General features: G+C 50.9%; 16 protein-coding genes. 14 read left to right on the plus strand and 2 right to left on the minus strand.

Features of this window, described 5'->3' with window-relative positions; all coding sequences use genetic code 11:
* Nucleotides 1-24 precede the first annotated feature (24 nt).
* The 7 genes from mfd (at nucleotide 25) to urtE (ending at nucleotide 10,161) form a co-directional block, all read left to right on the plus strand.
* On the plus strand, nucleotides 25-3,612 hold the full coding sequence (mfd, locus tag FHS16_RS30150; RefSeq protein ID WP_183571235.1) for a transcription-repair coupling factor: 3,588 nt from the start codon (nucleotides 25-27) through the stop codon (nucleotides 3,610-3,612).
* 71 nt (nucleotides 3,613-3,683) lie between these two features.
* A complete protein-coding gene (locus tag FHS16_RS30155) occupies nucleotides 3,684-4,751 on the plus strand; it encodes a peptidylprolyl isomerase (RefSeq protein WP_183571238.1) in 1,068 nt (355 codons plus the stop codon).
* 574 nt (nucleotides 4,752-5,325) lie between these two features.
* Nucleotides 5,326-6,600: an urea ABC transporter substrate-binding protein gene (gene urtA / locus FHS16_RS30160; RefSeq protein WP_183571240.1), complete on the plus strand. Its 1,275-nt coding sequence runs from the start codon at nucleotides 5,326-5,328 to the stop codon at nucleotides 6,598-6,600.
* 127 nt (nucleotides 6,601-6,727) lie between these two features.
* Entirely contained in the window at nucleotides 6,728-7,633 is a 906-nt protein-coding gene (urtB, locus tag FHS16_RS30165) for an urea ABC transporter permease subunit UrtB (RefSeq protein ID WP_183571242.1), read from the plus strand.
* Between the two features lie 21 nt (nucleotides 7,634-7,654).
* Nucleotides 7,655-8,743, plus strand: a complete 1,089-nt coding sequence (gene urtC, locus FHS16_RS30170; RefSeq protein WP_246432054.1) for an urea ABC transporter permease subunit UrtC — start codon at nucleotides 7,655-7,657, stop codon at nucleotides 8,741-8,743.
* Nucleotides 8,715-9,488: an urea ABC transporter ATP-binding protein UrtD gene (urtD, locus tag FHS16_RS30175; protein WP_183571244.1), complete on the plus strand. Its 774-nt coding sequence runs from the start codon at nucleotides 8,715-8,717 to the stop codon at nucleotides 9,486-9,488. The genes urtC and urtD overlap by 29 nt, the downstream gene beginning before the upstream one ends.
* A complete protein-coding gene (gene urtE, locus FHS16_RS30180; protein ID WP_183571246.1) occupies nucleotides 9,466-10,161 on the plus strand; it encodes an urea ABC transporter ATP-binding subunit UrtE in 696 nt (231 codons plus the stop codon). The genes urtD and urtE overlap by 23 nt, the downstream gene beginning before the upstream one ends.
* 262 nt (nucleotides 10,162-10,423) lie before the next feature.
* Here urtE and FHS16_RS30185 read toward each other — a convergent pair whose 3' ends face one another.
* On the minus strand, nucleotides 10,424-10,750 hold the full coding sequence (locus FHS16_RS30185) for a thioredoxin family protein (RefSeq protein ID WP_183571248.1): 327 nt from the start codon (nucleotides 10,748-10,750) through the stop codon (nucleotides 10,424-10,426).
* On the minus strand, nucleotides 10,740-11,126 hold the full coding sequence (locus FHS16_RS30190; protein ID WP_183571250.1) for a MerR family transcriptional regulator: 387 nt from the start codon (nucleotides 11,124-11,126) through the stop codon (nucleotides 10,740-10,742). The genes FHS16_RS30185 and FHS16_RS30190 overlap by 11 nt, the downstream gene beginning before the upstream one ends.
* Nucleotides 11,127-11,311: 185 nt before the next feature.
* Here FHS16_RS30190 and FHS16_RS30195 point away from each other — a divergent pair, with 185 nt between their 5' ends.
* The 7 genes from FHS16_RS30195 (at nucleotide 11,312) to yabN (ending at nucleotide 18,437) form a co-directional block, all read left to right on the plus strand.
* Nucleotides 11,312-12,184 carry an SPFH domain-containing protein gene (locus tag FHS16_RS30195; protein WP_183571252.1) on the plus strand — a complete coding sequence of 291 codons (873 nt, stop codon included), beginning with the start codon at nucleotides 11,312-11,314 and terminating at the stop codon, nucleotides 12,182-12,184.
* Nucleotides 12,185-12,195: 11 nt separating this feature from the next.
* On the plus strand, nucleotides 12,196-12,369 hold the full coding sequence (locus FHS16_RS30200; protein WP_183571254.1) for a type II toxin-antitoxin system antitoxin: 174 nt from the start codon (nucleotides 12,196-12,198) through the stop codon (nucleotides 12,367-12,369).
* A 404-nt stretch (nucleotides 12,370-12,773) separates the two neighbouring features.
* The gene (locus tag FHS16_RS30205) at nucleotides 12,774-13,547 is read left to right on the plus strand and encodes an ABC transporter ATP-binding protein (protein WP_183571256.1); all 774 of its coding nucleotides are present in this window, start codon (nucleotides 12,774-12,776) and stop codon (nucleotides 13,545-13,547) included.
* Between the two features lie 51 nt (nucleotides 13,548-13,598).
* On the plus strand, nucleotides 13,599-13,793 hold the full coding sequence (locus FHS16_RS30210) for a hypothetical protein (RefSeq protein ID WP_183571258.1): 195 nt from the start codon (nucleotides 13,599-13,601) through the stop codon (nucleotides 13,791-13,793).
* A 296-nt stretch (nucleotides 13,794-14,089) separates the two neighbouring features.
* Nucleotides 14,090-14,632, plus strand: a complete 543-nt coding sequence (gene spoVT, locus FHS16_RS30215) for a stage V sporulation protein T (protein ID WP_183571260.1) — start codon at nucleotides 14,090-14,092, stop codon at nucleotides 14,630-14,632.
* A 162-nt stretch (nucleotides 14,633-14,794) separates the two neighbouring features.
* On the plus strand, nucleotides 14,795-16,660 hold the full coding sequence (locus FHS16_RS30220) for a polysaccharide biosynthesis protein (protein WP_183571262.1): 1,866 nt from the start codon (nucleotides 14,795-14,797) through the stop codon (nucleotides 16,658-16,660).
* Nucleotides 16,661-16,946: 286 nt separating this feature from the next.
* Nucleotides 16,947-18,437 (plus strand): bifunctional methyltransferase/pyrophosphohydrolase YabN, encoded by a 1,491-nt coding sequence (gene yabN / locus FHS16_RS30225; RefSeq protein ID WP_183571264.1) that lies wholly within the window; start codon nucleotides 16,947-16,949, stop codon nucleotides 18,435-18,437.
* Nucleotides 18,438-18,597: the final 160 nt, after the last annotated feature.

Genomic DNA, 18,597 nt, shown 5'->3' on the forward strand with positions numbered 1-18,597 from the left:
CGGTTTGGCTGAGGCTTCTTTTCAATGTACAGGGAGCGATCGTATCACTCTCCGATTGTGTATAGAAACGGGGTGTCGCAAAAGTTGAAAGCGTTAATTAATGCTTTTGCCGCGGATGCGGACGTTCAGTCCGTCATATCCGGTATTCGTAAAGGCATGCGTGAACAGATGATATCTGGACTCGCAGGCTCTTCCAGGCAGGTGCTTATTGCAGCACTGCAGGAAGATGTAGAGCGTCCTATGCTCGTAGTTACCCATAATATGTTCTCGGCACAGAAGATTGCAGAGGATCTGCAGGAATGTCTTTCTCCAGATAGCGTATTGTTATATCCCGCCAATGAGCTGGTTGCTGCAGAAGCAGCGATCTCGAGTCCCGAGACGCTGGCGCAGCGAATGGACGTGCTGATCAAGCTGTCTAAAGGCTATCGCGGGATTGTTGTCGTGCCGTTCTCCGGGGTTCGTCGGTATTTGCCGATCAACAGCGTGATGGCTGAAGCGCAAATCGATGTAAAGGTCGGCGATTCACTGCCGATTGACACGTTCCTTCGCCAAATGACGGCGCTCGGCTACGCGAGAGCTGACCGGGTTGAGCTTCGCGGCGAGATGAGCGTGCGCGGAGGCATTGTTGACTTCTATCCTTTAATGGCTTCTCATGCGTATCGCATCGAATGGTTCGGAGACGATATCGATTCCATTCGTACCTTTGACCCGGCGGATCAACGTTCTTCCGACAGGTTGGAGTCTTTTGTCGTTCCGCCTTGCCAGGAGCTTCTAGCAGACGGACACCGTATGGAAATTGCGGCTGGCCACGCGCAGCAGCTGCTTGAGAAGCAGCTCGACAAAATGACGGACCGTACGGCGAAGGACCGTCTTCGCACGGAGCTCGGCGGCGAGATTGAGAGATTGCGCGAGCATGTTTATTTTCCTGAGATATATAAGTATGTTTCATTGCTGTATCCAGAGCGGCAAACCATTGTCGATTATATGCCGAGCGATACGTTGCTCATACTAGATGAGCCAACGCGCCTAATCGAGACATCCAAACAATTGGAACGGGATGAGGCGGAATGGTCGATGCATCTGCTTCAGAACGGCAAATCGCTGCCAGGCTTTGTATTGGCGCGCGACACGGAAGAGATCTTGCATCACCGTCCGTTCCCGACTTTGTTCTTATCCCTGTTCCTAAGACAAATTCCGCATTCGCAGCCTCAAAATATTTTAAATATGACCAGCCGTTCGATGCAAAATTTCCATGGGCAGATGAATGTGCTCAAGACGGAAATGGAGCGTTGGCATAAAACAGGGGCAACGGTCATGATGCTTGCCGGCAATGCGGAACGCATGGAGCGGATGCGGCGTGTTCTGGATGATTACAGCATTGAAATGCCTACGCTGCTGGAGGGCAACCTGCAGTCCGGATTTGAGCTGCCGTCATCCCACCTTGTTATTATTACGGAAGGCGAGATGTTCTCGCAGAAGCAGCGCAAAGCTAGGAGATTGGATAAAAAGGTAGACAATGCCGAGCGCATTAAAAGCTACACCGAGCTTAAGGTTGGCGACTATGTCGTTCACCATAATCATGGTATCGGCAAATACGTAGGCATCGGTACGCTTGAGATTGCAGGCATTCATAAAGATTATTTGCATATCCTTTACGCGGGCGGGGATAAGCTGTCCGTCCCGATTGAGCAAGTGGACATGATTCAGAAGTATGTGGGCAACGAGGATAAAGAGCCAAAGGTCAACAAGCTCGGCGGCAGCGAATGGACGCGGGCCAAGAGCAAGGTAAAGGCGTCTGTGCAGGATATTGCAGATGATCTCATAAAGCTGTATGCAGAGCGGCAAACGGCGCCAGGCTATTCCTTCGGACAAGATACCTCGTACCAGAATGAGTTCGAGGCGATGTTCCCCTATGACGAAACGCGTGACCAGCTTCGTGCAATCGAAGAAATTAAGAAGGATATGGAAAAAACGCAGCCGATGGACCGGCTTCTTTGCGGCGACGTGGGCTACGGCAAAACGGAGGTAGCAATCCGTGCAGCATTTAAAGCGGCGATGGACAGCAAGCAGGTCGCGGTTCTGGTGCCAACCACTATTCTGGCACAGCAGCATTATGAGACATTCCGGGAGCGTTTTGCCGGTTATCCAATTAACGTTCAGGTGCTCAGCCGATTCCGTTCGCGCAAAGAGCAGAATGATACGATGAAGGGTCTGAAAGCAGGGACGGTTGATGTCGTTATCGGCACGCATCGCTTGCTTTCACAGGATATTATATTCAAATCGCTGGGACTGCTAATCGTCGATGAGGAGCAGCGTTTCGGTGTTTCGCACAAAGAGAAGCTGAAAAAGCTGAAAACAAATGTCGACGTACTCACGCTGACAGCGACGCCGATTCCGAGAACGCTGCACATGTCGATGCTCGGCGTACGCGACTTGTCGGTTATTGAGACCCCTCCAGAGAATCGCTTTCCGGTTCAAACGTATGTTGTGGAATACAGCCCGTCTCTCGTGCGGGAGTCGATCGAGCGGGAGCTTGCGCGCGGCGGCCAAGTCTATTATCTCTACAACAGGGTGCAAGGCATCTATCAAATGGCCGAGCAGATTAATGCTCTGGTACCAGGAGCTAGAGTTGCTGTTGGGCATGGGCAAATGTCCGAGCAGGAGCTGGAGAAGACGATTCTTGATTTCCTTGATGGCGAGTCGGACGTTCTAGTCAGTACGAGCATTATCGAAACAGGCGTAGATATTCCGAACGTCAATACGTTAATTGTGCATGATGCCGATAAGATGGGACTCTCGCAGCTCTATCAACTGCGCGGCCGTGTTGGACGCTCAAACCGAATTGCATATGCATACTTTACGTATCAGCGGGATAAGGTGCTTACCGAAGTAGCAGAGAAGCGTCTGCAGTCGATAAAGGAGTTTACGGAGCTTGGTTCCGGCTTCAAAATCGCAATGCGGGACTTGTCCATACGCGGAGCGGGCAATCTGCTTGGGGCCGAGCAGCATGGTTTCATTGCTTCAGTAGGCTTTGATATGTATTCACAGATGCTTGCTGATGAGATTGCGAAGCGCAAGGCAGAGATGAGCGGCGAGGAAATAAAAGAAGAGAAGCCGGTAAGCACAGTAATCGATGTCAGCATCGACGCTTATTTGCCTTCGGATTACATTTACGACAGCATTCAAAAAATCGAGATTTACAAAAAAGTCGCTGCCATTCGAACTTTCGAAGAGTCGGATGATGTAATTGACGAGCTGGTAGACCGGTTTGGAGATCTTCCGCAGGCAGTAAGCAATCTGCTTGCCGTAGCGCGAATGAAAGTATACGGGACGCAATATAGAATGGAGCAAATTAGCGGCAAGGGTGACGATATTCTCCTTCGCTTCGCGACGGGCGAGAAACGCCGCATTGACCGAAAAAAGGTCGATCAGCTATGTCTGAAGCACGAGAATCGATTCAAGCAGGGAAGCGACCAAGAGCCGAATCCGAGCATCCTGCTGCGAGGCAAGGGATTGAACATGGAGCAGAAGATTCATATGATCGAGCAATTTTTGCAAGGCTACAAAGATACGCTTCTGTATCAGGACCAATTGCAAAAGGTGACCCCATAGACAATATTCGCTTTATATGTTCCTTTTCTGATACAATACTATCAAGCTCACAAAATGAAAGGGGATTCAACATGTTACACAATTCACGCAAATTGGCATGGCGCAAGAGCGCGCTGCTTATCGTGGCAGTGCTGCTAGTCATGACAATGGCGGCATGCGGCGCGAAAGAAACGGAAGTAGCAACATACAAAGGCGGTAACGTAACCGATAAGGAATTCAATAAGTATTTGGATGTATTCACGGTTATTCAGCCGACTTACGCGCAGCTCATTGAAATTCCGCAATTTAAGGAGCAGTTGCTCCAGCAGTATATTTCTTACAAAATTCTTGGCAGCCAGGCTTCCGAGGAGTCGGTTAAGACAGCTGAGACAGAAGTGGCTGAGCAAATGAAGCAATTCAAGGAGCAGCTTAAAACGAATACGGAATTGAAAGCGGCTTTGGATGAGAAAAAATTGAAAAACAAAGATATGGAAAACTACCTGCTGCTTACCTCGAAGGTTGTGGCACATATGAATTCCCAGGTAACAGACGAGCAAATGAAATCGGAATATGAAACGAATCTAGTCAATTACGCTACCGTTTCGGTGCGTCATATTCTAGTTGCAACAAAAACAACGGATCAAACGACGCAAGAGGAGAAAGAGCTCCGTACAGCCGAAGAGGCTTTGGCGCGTGCCAAAGAAGTGAAGCAGAAGCTTGATGCAGGCGGAGATTGGACAGCCCTTGCCAAAGAATATTCTGACGATCCAGGCTCCAAGGAAAAAGGCGGTCTTTATGAGGACCAGAAGAACGGCAATTGGGTAGAAGAGTTCAAACAAGCTTCATTCAAACAAGAAATTGGCGTTGTGGGCGAGCCGGTTGAAACCGAGTTTGGCTACCATGTTATTCTTGTGGAAAAACGCGATACGCCGGCATACGACAAAGTGACTGATGCGACTAAAGAAGAAGTGAAAAGCGCTGTCGCATACACGCTCATGAACAAATATATGACGGACGAGCTGCCTAAACAAGAGATTGTCAGCAAGCTGCCAAAAGCTGAAGAAGAAACACCAGCAAGCGACGCGCCTGCCGGTGACGATGCAGCGGCAACAGATGCTCCGGCTATGGATGCACCTACAGAGGCGCCTGCAACGAAATAAGAAATATAAAGGCTTGTCAGACCCTTTAACCGTTCTATGGTTAAGGGGTCTTTTGCAATTGTATGGAGCTAAGGAAGGATGGCAGGATGAAAACGAATCCGTATTGGCTCCGCAAGGCGACTAGCCTCGTGTGTAAAACAGCTGATGTGTCTACCCTGATTGATATAACACCAAGTGTGTGGATTAGCTTGCAATTACGGAGCAAATAGACCAATTCGTTAACATAATGATTCAATGGATCGAAGAAATTAAAGATGCATGAAAACTCACCTGGGGCTTTTAGAAGCCCTAGGTGAGTTTTTATTTTATGTGATTAAACCTATCATAAAATAAGCGATTTAGGCATACATAAAAAGAGTATTATACAATTGTGTAAATATACCTAACTTTACAACGGTGAAATTCCCCCTAAAAGCCTATTTTTGAGTGAAAATCTATCCCTCAAAAATTTTGGTGTAAAGTATATTGACATACATAATCTGGTCATTCTATAATGAATCCACGAACGTTAGAAAATGTTTTGTAGAGAATGTTCGGAAATAGAGACAAATATAAAGAAATGGGGAGTGGGAAGATGAAAAAGAGAATGTTTTATCAATTCAGCTTGTTGCTAGTAGCGGTAACGATCGTATTGGCAGGCTGCGGAGGCAATAACAACAAAACGGCATCTACGAATGGGGAGACAGATAAAGCAACAAACACAGCGAATTCGGGATCTAACGCGGAGGGGGAAATTAAAGTAGGCATCTTGCACTCGCAGAGCGGCACGATGGCCATCAGTGAGGTTTCTGTCATTGACGCAGAAATGATGGCCATTGACGAGATCAATGCAGCCGGCGGCGTATTGGGCAAAAAAATCGTTCCCGTACTGGAAGATGGCGCATCCGATTGGCCGACCTTTGCTGAGAAAGCACGCAAGCTGATTTCGGAGGATAAGGTCGCTACGGTATTCGGAGGATGGACTTCGGCAAGCCGGAAAGCAATGAAGCCGGTATTCGAAGAGTTGAACGGGCTGCTCTGGTATCCCGTGCAGTACGAAGGATTGGAATCATCCCCTAATATTTTCTACACGGGCGCTACGACGAACCAGCAGATCGTACCCTCGGTCTCTTGGCTGCTTGAGAACCGGGGCAAGAAGTTTTACTTGCTCGGTTCAGACTACGTATTCCCTCGTACCGCAAACCTCGTCATTAAAGAACAGTTGAAAGCGGAAGGCGGCGAGCTTGTAGGTGAAGAATACACGCCGCTCGGCCACACGGATTATAGTACGTTGATTAGCAAAATCAAAGAAGCGAAGCCGGATGTTGTTTACAACACGTTGAATGGTGACAGTAACGTCGCTTTCTTCAAGCAATTAAAGGATGCGGGAATTACGGCAAAAGATTTGACCACCTTGTCCGTATCGGTTGCGGAGGAAGAAATTCGCGGCATTGGCGTCGATGTGCTGGAAGGCCACTTGGCAGCGTGGAACTACTATCAAACGACAGACACGCCGGCTAACAAAACGTTCGTGGAAAATTACAAGAAAAAATACGGAGACGAACGCGTAACTGCTGATCCGATTGAAGCCGGCTACACAGCGGTATACTTGTGGGCGGCGGCTGTTGAGAAAGCGGGCTCGGTCGAGGTGGATAAAGTAAAGGAAGCCGCGAAAGAACTGGAGTGGGATGCGCCAGAAGGCAAAGTGAAAATTGATGGTGCGACGCAGCATATATACAAAACGGTTCGGATTGGCGAAGTGCAGGCTGACGGTCAATTCAAGGAATTGTGGAATTCAGGCGAAGCGGTTAAGCCGGATCCGTATTTGAAAGGTTACGATTGGGCGGCTAGCATTCAGCCGACAGAATAATTCATAAACAAGCTATGGTCTAATACGCAGCGATACACGGGGGAGTATTCGGCTAACTTCGAATACTCCCTATCTTTTTTGAATAGGCGAACGGCTACAGTGGTTTACGTTAGAGGGGAGTGGTCATGTGGAAGTATTTCTGCTGCAGCTATTTAATGGTTTAAGCATCAGCTCCATCTTGTTGCTGGTTGCCCTAGGACTGGCAATTACGTTCGGCCTAATGAAGGTTATCAATATGGCGCACGGCGAGTTGATTATGATCGGTGCCTACTCCACGTATCTTACGCAAAATCTATTTCAAGATTATTTGCCCAAATCCCTGTTTGATTGGTATTTCGTGCTAGCGGTACCTGTCAGCTTTGTGATTGCTTTTATCTTTGGCCTCATTCTTGAAATATCGCTCATCCGCTTTCTGTATGGCCGACCTCTCGACAGCTTGCTGGCCACCTGGGGCGTCGGCCTTGTGCTACAGCAGCTTGCGAGATCCATCTTCGGCGCACCCAACGTAGCCGTGACGAGCCCGGCGTGGCTGAATGGCGGCATGAAAATCATGGACGGCACGCTCTTGCCTTACAAGCGTATTTTTATTATTGCACTCGTAATCGCTTGCTTAGTTTCCATGTACTTCTATATTTACCGCAGTCATGAAGGAAGAAGAATGCGTGCCGTTATGCAGAATCGTGACATGGCCTCTTGTCTAGGTGTATCGACGCGGAGAGTCGATGCCATGACTTTTGCTATCGGGTCGGGTATTGCTGGTATTGCTGGTTGTGCGCTAACGCTGCTTGGTCCTATCGGACCTTCGCTCGGGACGTACTATATTGTCGATGCCTTTATGGTCGTTGTGCTTGGCGGTGTTGGCAAGCTTGTTGGAACCGTGCTTGGTGCAACGGGAATCGGCATGTTCAATACGCTGTTTGAATATTGGACAAATGCGTCGCTTGGCAAAGTGCTCGTGTTTGTGTGCATCGTTGCTTTCCTGCAGTGGAAGCCGATGGGACTTGTTGCGATGCGCTCGCGGTCGCTGGATTAGGAAAAGAAGGGTGGGATGCTCATGCGTATACAAATGAAAAAATTTACGCCACAGCGTATATGGATATTGATCGCATACACGGCAGCCGCTGCGGCGCTATTCTCTGCACCGCTTTTCGTCAGTGATTTCAGGCTTAATCTGCTTGCGAAATTTCTAGCCTTTGCCATCGTAGCATTGGGGCTTGATTTAATATGGGGCTTCACCGGCATCCTGAGCCTTGGACACGGTATTTTCTTCGGTCTTGGCGCGTATGCCATGGCTATGTATCTGAAGCTTGCGGCAAGCGGAGGCAAACCGCCCGATTTCATGGGCTGGAGCGGGCTTAAGGAGCTCCCTTTATTCTGGCAGCCGTTCCAAAACTTCTGGTTTGCTGTCGCTATGGGTATCGCCATACCGGCGTTCTTGGCTCTTGTGCTTGGATATTTCACCTTCCGCAACCGAATTCGCGGCGTTTACTTTACGATACTGACGCAAGCGCTCGTTATTATTACGACGACCCTGCTTATTGGACAGCAAGCGTTCACGGGGGGAACGAATGGAATTACAGGTTACTCAACCGTGCTTGGCTATTCGATTGGATCTCCGGAAACGAAGCGCGTGCTGTATTATGTCACCGTTGCCGCTCTTATCGCTATTTTTATTTTCTGCCGCTACGTCATTGGAAGCCGGTTCGGCAAGGTGCTTCGCGCCATACGCGACGGAGAGAACAGGGTTCGATTCATCGGATACAATCCGGCGATTTATCAGATGGTCGTATTCACCATATCCGCAGGCATAGCGGGAGTAGCTGGCATGCTGTTTGTGCTCCATGTCGGCATTATTTCACCGTCCATGCTGGGAATCGTACCTTCTATTGAAATGGTGCTATGGGTTGCGATTGGCGGGCGCGGAACGCTTGTTGGAGCGGCTCTCGGCGCCATTCTAATGAACTGGGCAAAAAGCGAATTCAGTACGGCATATCCGCAAGGCTGGCTTTTCTTCATGGGCTTGCTGTTCGTGGTAGTCGTTGTGTTTCTTCCGAAAGGCGTTGCCGGCCTGATTGGTCAAATAAAGTTCCGCAGAAAAAGGAGAGAGCCGAATCATGAAGGAGTCCGCAATCCTGCTGTGTGATGATGTTACGGTTGAGTTTGATGGGTTTAAGGCTGTTCAAGGGATGAACCTGAAGCTGGAGAAGGGGGAGCTTCGGTTTCTTATCGGGCCAAACGGAGCCGGGAAAACGACGATATTGGACGTGATCTGCGGCAAAGTAAGGCCAAGTGGCGGGCGGGTGACCTTTGGCAAGGTGGATATTACCAAAAAGAAGGAGCATCAAATCGCTGAGCTCGGTATTGGCCGTAAATTTCAAGCGCCTTCGATTTTTCCGTCCATGACCGTGTCAGAAAACCTGGAAATCGCTATGCGCCAGAGGAGAACGGTGTTTGCCACGCTCTTTGCCAAAATGGCGGAGGAGGAGCGTTCGCGCATCGATGGACAGCTTACGATGATTGGCTTGCAGAATAAGGCGGATTGGCGGGCAGGCGGCTTGTCGCATGGTGAGAAGCAGTGGCTGGAGATTGGCATGATGCTGCTTCAGGAGCCGGAAATTTTGCTGCTCGATGAGCCTGTGGCGGGGATGACGGACAAGGAAACGGATAAGACGGGTGAGCTGCTGCATGAGATTGCGCGCAAGCGTTCCATTGTTGTAGTAGAGCATGATATGGAATTCGTGCGGAATTTCGCGAGCAAGGTCACGGTCATGCATGAAGGTAAATTGTTAAAGGAAGGTTCTATGGACGAAATTCAGCGGGATGACCGTGTAGCCGAAGTGTACTTGGGGAAAAGGCGGGATGCCGATGTTAGCCGTTCAACAGCTTGAGGCCGGGTATGGTGAAAGTGTTATTTTGCGCGATGTTTCTTTGAAGGTGAAGCGGGGGCAGGTTGTTTGTCTGCTTGGACGCAATGGCGTCGGCAAGACGACCCTTATGAAAAGCATTATGGGTTTGTTGAAGGCACGGGAAGGCTCGGTTACCTACAACGGCAAGGACTTAACGAAGAAAGCGCCGGGGCTGAGGGCCAAAAGCGGAATCGGCTACGTGCCGCAGGGCCGCGAGATATTTGCGCAGCTGTCTGTTTACGAAAACCTGCTGCTTGGCTTGGAGGCCTCCCGGGTTAAGGTGTCGACTGTGCCGGAAGAGGCAATAGCTAAATTCCCGGTATTGCCGACCATGTACGAGCGCAGGGGCGGTGATCTGAGCGGCGGGCAGCAGCAGCAGCTGGCATTCGCAAGGGCGCTTGCCGCAAGGCCTGAGGTGCTGCTGCTTGATGAACCGTGCGAGGGGATTCAGCCCTCCATTGTGGATGATATTCGTGATGTCATCCGCTCGATTAAAGCCGATGGCCAAACGGCAGTGCTGCTCGTTGAGCAGAGTCTTGATTTCGTGAAGAGTGTAGGCGATTATTTTTACGTGCTGGAAAAGGGTGCTGTTGTGTGGGAAGGCAGCCTGGAATCGTTGGATGATGAGGTCATTCGTAAATATTTGACGGTATAGAGAAACGAACCGGTTTCTATTGATACCGAAAAGAAGCGCATCCCCCAAAAGGGCGGATGCGCTTCTTTTGAAATATAAGACTTAATATGTTTCACGCGGTAAAGTGTTCTTCTATTTCTGCGAGAAACGGATACCCTCCTCTTGCAGGGATGGCAAGGCTGTTTCTTCTTGATATATAAGACTTTATATGTTTTCACATATTAATGCGCTTATATATATCCGCGAAACGGCTGCTTTTGCCACAGAGGACGGCGACAGCCGATTACGCTTGTTGCGAATATTTCTCGATGACTGCTTGATAAACCGCCTTAGGACGAAGTCCAACTAATTTATCCATAGGCATCCCGTCCTTATAGACGATAACCGTAGGCATGCCCAGCACGCCTGCTGCGGATGCAGAGGCGGGCAAATTCTCGCAGTTGACCTTTACGATATCAATTCTTCCATTCAGATCTTGATCCAGCTCTTCTAGAATTCCGAATAAAGTCTTGCAGGGAGGGCACCATGGCGCTCCGTAGTCCACAAGGACAACACCGCTGCTTACAATGGATTCGAGCATATGGTCTGATACTGCATTTCTAATGGTCATCTTGATCCTCCTCGTACTTTTTATCCTGATCTCCATGCTGAATCGAGGTTATTCGATCGACTAAATTGGCTTTGATTTGAGTTAATTGAGCGAGCTGCCGCTCGATTTCAGCAAGCTTTTGCTCATAAACAGGCATGATCTCGGCGCAGAATGCTTCCTTGTTTTTTAATACGCAGGTAAGGAAGCTCGAAATTTGTTCTGTTGTTAGCCCGAGATTCAAATAAAGCTTAATGGTTGCGACCGTGTCCTCCGCAAGCGGGGAGTAGTCGCGGTAGCCATTAGGCAAACGGATAGAAGCGATCAGCCCTTGCTTCTCGTAATGGCGCAAGGATCGTATGCTTACGCCTGTTATGCGTGATAACTCACCGATTCTCATGGCGGGGCCCCCGAGTTTGTGAAATGGTTTAGATACAGTATAAACCGTGACATTAGTGTCAGGGTCAACTGTTTTCGGTCGATCGTCAAATGAAAATAGATCTTTTTAACATTTGCTTATTTATGTAAAAAGTGATATCATTTTTATATCAAAATAATATAGTTTTCGCAAAGGGGCGGGGTTAAATGAATGAAAAGAAGGCTTGGTATGTTAGTGGATATTTAGCTTTGTTATTGTCGGTCGTGGCAATAGCGGGCGGTGTATATTTAATCATTTATGAAGCTTCCAAGGAAAGTGTATCGCCGTTATTCATTGTTGTCGGCATCATTCTTCTTCTTCTTGCTTCTATCTGCTTATCGTCGCTGATGATCGTACAGCCGAATGAGGCGAAGGTTGTGACATTCTTCGGTACGTATATGGGCTCGGTGCTGGAAAGCGGCTTGTGGATGGTGCTTCCGCTTACGAGCAAAACAAATATTTCGTTGAAGGTACGCAATTTCAATAGCCAGACGCTTAAAGTGAATGACGCGGAAGGGAATCCTGTCGAGATTGGCGCGGTTGTTGTGTTTAAGGTGATGGATACGGCTAGGGCGAGCTATGACGTGGACAATTATGAGCGGTTTGTCGAAATTCAAAGCGAAACGGCCGTTCGGCATATTGCAGCGCAATATCCGTATGATGTGTTCTCCGAAGATGCGGCTGTGTCGCTGAGAGGGAATGCGGATGAGGTGGCGGCGGAGCTTAACCGTGAATTGCAAATCCGCTTGTCGGTAGCTGGGGTGAAGGTGCTGGAAACTCGTCTCACGCATCTGGCATATGCACAGGAGATTGCAAGTGCGATGCTTCAGAGGCAGCAGGCTATTGCAATCGTATCGGCGCGTTCGAAGATCGTTGAGGGTGCTGTAGGTATGGTGGATATGGCCCTTCGCCAGCTTGAGGAGAACGGCATTAAGCTTGATGATGAGCGCAGAGCCGCGATGGTGAACAATCTGATGGTGGCGATCGTGTCCGATCGTGCCGCGACTCCGGTTATTAATACTGGAACGTTGTACGGCTAGAGGCCAATCCTATGGCAAAAGAAAAGAAAGCATTTCCGCTTCGATTGGATCCGGATCTTCACCGTGCGCTTGAGCAGTGGGCAGCAGATGAATTCCGGAGCGTCAATGGGCACATTGAATTTTTGCTAAGAGAAGCGCTGGGCAAAGCGGGCAGGCTGAAGCGGCCGGTCAAAGAGGATGAATGAATCGGGTTTGCAAGAAGTTAAAGAGCGGCTATCGGGAATGTTCCGATAGCCGCTTTTTGAACGAAAATAGGGTTTATTTTAACCTTGTGTAATAAAACCTTACATGTGAATTGACAATTCCGTATGTTTCGCTCTATACTACGAATTAACGTTAGGTTTTATCACAATTGAATAAAGGCTTTCACGGGTAAATTTGTGTGAGAGCGACAAGTTGTCTAGGGTTCCGTTTAAGCCATTTGCATTGCTCCGCCAGGAGTGAAGTGGATTAAGTTCTGGTCCGAGAGACGGCGTACAGCGATGGAAGCCCGATAGGCTTCAGACTGTATAACACGGAAGGATAAAAGCCTGGGAGACTACTCCCGGGCTTTTCATTATTTTCAAATCATGATAGAGGGAGTGATCCTATGCTGGCTGCGCCATCGAAGAGCGGAACGATTGAAATTAAAGGATTGCAGAAGGTATACGAGTCGAAAAAAAGCCGGTTTGAAGCGCTGCGAGATATTGATCTTACGATTGGCGAGAATGAGTTCCTAACTATAGTTGGGCCGTCCGGCTGCGGGAAATCAACGCTGCTCCGCATGGTTGCCGGCCTTGATGAGCCAAGCGGCGGGTCACTTCAGGTAGACGGCGAGGAAATTATCGGACCAGGCGCCGACCGCGGCATGGTATTTCAAGGCTACACGCTGTTCCCTTGGCTGACCGTACGCGAGAATATCGAATACGGGCTGAAGCTAAAAGGGGTATCCATTCTGGAACGGCGTAAAATTTCGAATTATTTCCTGAAGGTGATTCGGCTGGAATCCTTCGACAAGTCCTATCCCAAGCAATTGTCGGGCGGCATGAAGCAGCGGGTAGCGATCGCGCGCGCGTTAGCTAATCGGCCTAGGGTGCTGCTGATGGATGAACCATTTGGCGCGCTCGATGCGCAGACCAAGCTGGAGATGCAGGAGATGCTGCTTGAGGTGTGGGAGAAGGAGAAGACGACGGTACTGTTCATTACGCATGATATTGACGAAGCTATATTCTTATCGCAGCGAATCGTAGTGATGGGCGCGGGCCCTGGACGTATTTTGAAAGAATTCCGTGTTGAACTGCCGGAAGGCCGCACGCCGGAAGTGCGCGAGCATCCCGATTTTCTTGCTTTGAAGCGAGAGCTGGGACAATTGTTGAAGCATTAAGCTCATCCTCTTCATTCCCATATTCAACGATTCATCATAGGAGGCGTGAAAATGGCAAAAACGACTGAAACAGCAAAAGACCGACGTATTCGAGAGGATCAAGTGGAGTTATCATCTTCTTCGCCCCAAGCACGGCCGCGCCTTCTAAAGGTGCTGGGCATTATCGTTATCGCCATGTTCTTCAGGCATCCTGCAGCTCTCTCCGGAGCGGCAGGATGTTTTTTGTTTAACGGGGCGAAGCGCTGATTCTGATTCAGCCCTACCGAAAAATGACTTCTGCATGCAAGCAAAAGGGAGAAATGGGGAATGCTGAAAAAGGATAATAAGGAAGCGGAGGCACGCAGGCCGATGAGTAGGTTGGCCGCCTTTTCGAAAAGAGATGGAACGTTTGGCTAGAACTGTAATCCGTGCATAAGAATTTGGGAGCGGATGAATACTATGGTCAGATTCAAAATCTTTTGAAGGATGTTTCTTCTTCGTTATAAAAAAGCAGCATGTGTCCAGTCGATTCAAAATCCTCTAGGAAAGCGGGGCAACAAGAAATGAAAGCAACTGGAATTGTACGTCGCATCGATGATCTCGGGCGTGTGGTGATTCCGAAGGAGATCCGCCGTACACTGCGTATTCGCGAGGGTGACCCTCTGGAAATATTTGTAGACCGTGATGGCGAAGTTATTCTGAAAAAATATTCTCCTATCGGCGAGCTAGGCGATTTCGCAAAGGAATACGCAGAATCGTTATTCGAGGGCACCAACCACATTACATTGATCACGGACCGGGATACCATAATCGCTGTTGCAGGAGCTTCAAAGAAAGAGCTGCTGGATAAGCAGGTAGGCGCTGTGCTAGAGAGCTGCATGGAGAACCGCAAGACGCTGGCTGAACCGAATGGCGGAGCCTTTGAGATTGTGAAGGATACGCAGGAAACGTACACCTCTTTCGTGATTGCGCCAATCATCGCGGGTGGCGACCCGATAGGGACGGTCGTGCTGCTCAGCAAGGATGAGTCGGTCAAGATGGCGAATATGGAAACGAAAATGGCAGAGACGGCTGCTGGCTTTTTGGCTAAGCAAATGGAACAGTAGGTTATCTTGTTAGCTGCTAAAAGGGAAGTAAACCGCAAAAAAACGGAAAATGACAGCTTCTTTAATCGAAAGAGATTTCGATTGGGGAAGCTTTTTCAACGTTTGCCATTGTGAGGTATAATAGTTACCAATATCAATGGCAGAACAGCAGGAGTGTGGGGAATGAAACGCAGGCTGGGGAAATCAGGACGAACGACGGGATCGTCCGGGCCTGCAAGCAGGCAAAATGCCGATGGAGAAAAGCAGGCGGCTATGGCAGATGAACGCATAACCGCTGCCACGCTCGAGGAGTCCGCGGCAGGGAAGGATACGGGCGGACTGTCGGGATCATTTGCCGAAGGGCGCGTGGAAACGACTCGCGGATCGAAGGGACTTTTGGCCAGCGGCGTCGTGCTGATGGCAGGCGCGGCGCTGCTATCCAAGCTGATAGGCGTTTTTCAGAAAATTCCGCTGCAAAATTTGGCTGGAGACCGGGTATTCGGCATTTATAACGCAGTTTACCCGTTCTACCAGCTGGCGGCTGTTCTTGCGACGGCAGGCCTGCCTACGGCTGTATCGCTGCTGATCGCGGAACGGCTTCGCAAAGGCAACGATCCGGAGGGGGTTAGGCGGACGCTTTACGCAGCGCTTCTGCTGCTTGGCGTCACGGGAATTGTCGCATTCGGCTTGATGTGGTCGGGAGCGGAGACGACTGCCGGCTGGATAGGCGATTCGGACACGGCGGGGGCTATTCGCTCCGTCTCCTTCGCCCTGCTGCTGTCCCCATTTGTCGCCGCGCTTAGAGGTTATGCGCAGGGGCTGGGCAGAATGGGCTTGTCGGCAGCCTCGCAGGTTGTGGAGCAAATGATCCGCGTAGGCACTATGCTGCTTGTGCTGGCACTCAGCTGGTCGGCCGGCTGGGAGGAGTCGACAATTGCGGCCGGTGTAATGAGCGGCTCGGCGTTCGGGGCATGCGCGGCGCTTGTCGTGCTTGGACTCCAATCATGGCGCGCCCGCAGACGGGAAAAGCTGTCGCCGCAGGCTGGCTTGCTGCGAGCGGAAATGAAGAAGCTTGCCATGATTGCGCTGCCAGTCGCTCTCGGAGCGGCAGTCGTACCTGTTCTCGGTGTCGTCGACGCCTTTATGGTTCCCCGCTTGCTGCAGGAAGGGGGGGCCACAGAGGCGGAGTCTATGTCGTTGTTTGGCATATACAGCCGGGCACAGCCGCTTGTGCAGCTCGTTGTGATGGTTGCGGGAGCGGCTGCGGCCGCGCTTGTTCCAGGGCTTGTGCTCGCTAGAATGCGCGGGGCTTACAGCCAGCTGCGGGTTCAGCTGTCGTTCGCAGAGCGCGCATCGTGGGCTATTGGGGCTGCTGCGGCTCTCGGGCTCGTCATGCTGGCCGAGCCGCTGAATAGGATGCTGTACCAGGATTCCGCAGGTACGTTTTCGTTCGCGCTCGTCGGCTGCACGGCATTAGCCGGCAGTGTCAACGCGATTACGGCGCCTGTCCTTCAAGGGCTGGGCGCGGTGCGCGTTCCCGCCGTGCTGCTGCTCGTTGCGGCGCTGCTCAAAGGCGTGTTCAATGCCGTGCTTGTTCCCCTCTACGGCATTGAGGGAGCGGCTTCCGCCGGCATAGCGGCTCTAACGGCAGCCGCGCTGCTTGGCACGCTGGCGGTCCGCTTTAAGGCAGCCGAAGCGGGCGCTTCGCTCGCCGGCAGCTGGGGCGCGCGGCGCGGCGCCGGAGAAGGGCGGAGGCCGCTGCTCGGCAGCGCGGCCGCAGGCACGGCCCTTGCGCTCGCGGTCATGGCCGCGGCGCTTGCTGTCGCCGAGCGAGCGCTTGGCGCCGCGCTTGGCGGGCTGCCGCCCAGGGCGGCAGCAGCTGCGCTTGCGCTGACGTGCGTAGCCGTCGGCGCTTGCGCCTTTGGCGCCGCGGCTCTGCGCGGCGGCGCTGTAAGCGCGCGCGAATTGCGCGCGTTGCCGGGCGGCGGCGTGCTTGCCGCGCGGCTGCAGCGCTGGCGGCTTATGCCGCGGGCGCGGGAAGAGGAGTGACGACGCGGCAAGCGGTCGCGAGTGCGGTTTATTTGCGATAATGAACGCAAGTATTATTAATTTTTCATAATGATATTGAAGTTTTCGCTATTATGGTCCATTATTACTTTTTGGAGAAAAATAAGGCCTAGCTCTCGGAAAATTGCCGCCAGCTTGGCATGCATGGGGCATGGCTCTACATAAGCATGCAGCATTTTTAAGGATTGCGGCCGGCTTTCCCGCAACAAGTAGCCCTAACGCGATTGTAACTATAAAACAAATCAATCCAAAAGGAGGCTGTCGAAGGATGGCAAATGCACAGCTAACGGTTGTTGGACTTGGCTCAGGCGACCCGGATCAATTGACGCTGGGCGTATGGCGCAGATTGCTTGCCGCGGAGCGTGTTTTCGTACGCACGGAGCAGCATCCCGCCATGTCTTTGCTCCAAGAGAACGATATTGCGTATACGTCGTTCGACTCGCTTTACGAGCAGCATGATTCTTTTCCGGACGTGTACAAGGCTATTGCAGAGACGCTGATCACGGAAGCCAAACGCAGCGCAGAAGGCATAATTTACGGCGTGCCGGGCCATCCGATGGTTGCCGAGCGCACGGTTCAGCTGCTCCGCGAGCAATGCCCTGCAGCCGGCATCGAGCTGCGGATTATCGGCGGCGAGAGCTTCCTGGACCAAGCTTTCGTCAGCTTGGGCATGGATCCTATCGAAGGCTTCGCGCTGCTCGATGCGGCTGAGCTTCAGCCATCGCTTCTCCAGCCGCAGCTTCACACGCTGATCGGCCAGGTGTATGATACGTACACGGCATCGGATGTAAAGCTGGCACTGATGGAGCGATATCCAGATGATTACGAAGTCGTCGTTGGACATGCTTTGGGCGTGCCTGCCGAGCAGCGAATCCTTCGCGTGCCGCTATATGAGCTTGACCGCACGCCAGGCTACGGCAATCTGTCGCTGATCTGGGTGCCGCGCTCAGAGGATGCATCGCTTCGCAACCGTTCTTTTGATAGGCTGCATGAGATCGTATCCATTCTGCGCAGTCCGGAAGGCTGTCCGTGGGATATGGAGCAAACGCATCAATCCATTCGCAAAAATTTCATCGAAGAGCTGTACGAAGCGCTTGAAGCCATCGATAATGATGATCCGGACGGCATGCAGGAGGAATTCGGCGATGTTATTCTCCAAGTGATGCTTCACAGCCAGATGGAAGAAGAGACGGGCGCATTTTCTGTCTATGATGTGATACAATCACTAAACGAGAAGCTTATTTTCCGCCATCCGCATGTTTTTGGAGAGCAAGGGGCCAGTAATGCGCAGGAAGCGCTGGCGAACTGGGAACAAATGAAGGCCGAGGAGAAACGCCTGAAGGGAACCGATGCGGGCCGCAAGTCGGTACTCGATGGCATCCCGCCGGACTTGCCTTCCTTGATGAAAGCCTATAAGCTTCAGAAGAAAGCAGCCAAGGTAGGCTTCGATTGGGATGAGATTGGTCCAGTTCTCGCGAAGATTGAAGAGGAGCTTGCCGAGCTTCGCGAAGCGATAACGTCGCAAACAGAAGAGGAGCAAGCCTCGGAGCTTGGCGACTTGCTGTTCGCGGTGGTCAACGCCTCGCGCTTCATTCATGCCGATCCCGAAGAGGCGCTTGCGCGTACGAACAAAAAATTCCGCAGCAGATTTGCGTATATTGAGGAGCAGCTTCGTATAAGCGGCAAGCAATTTGACCAGACTGATTTAACAGAAATGGATCGCTTATGGGAAGAGGCAAAGCGCCAATCATCGTTTTGATTTCTCATGAATCGCCTTTTTTCGGCACCATTCGCAAAAAAATTTCAAGCAGCGGCAGGATTTATTTGCAGGTAGGCAGAATAAGTATTCTTCGTGAGAGTAAAAATTGGAAGCAACGGCGGCGCCACAAGCGTCGACCACAAATAATGGTAAACAATTA

It is taken from the genome of Paenibacillus endophyticus, assembly GCF_014192395.1.
GTDB lineage: Bacteria > Bacillota > Bacilli > Paenibacillales > Paenibacillaceae > Pristimantibacillus > Pristimantibacillus endophyticus.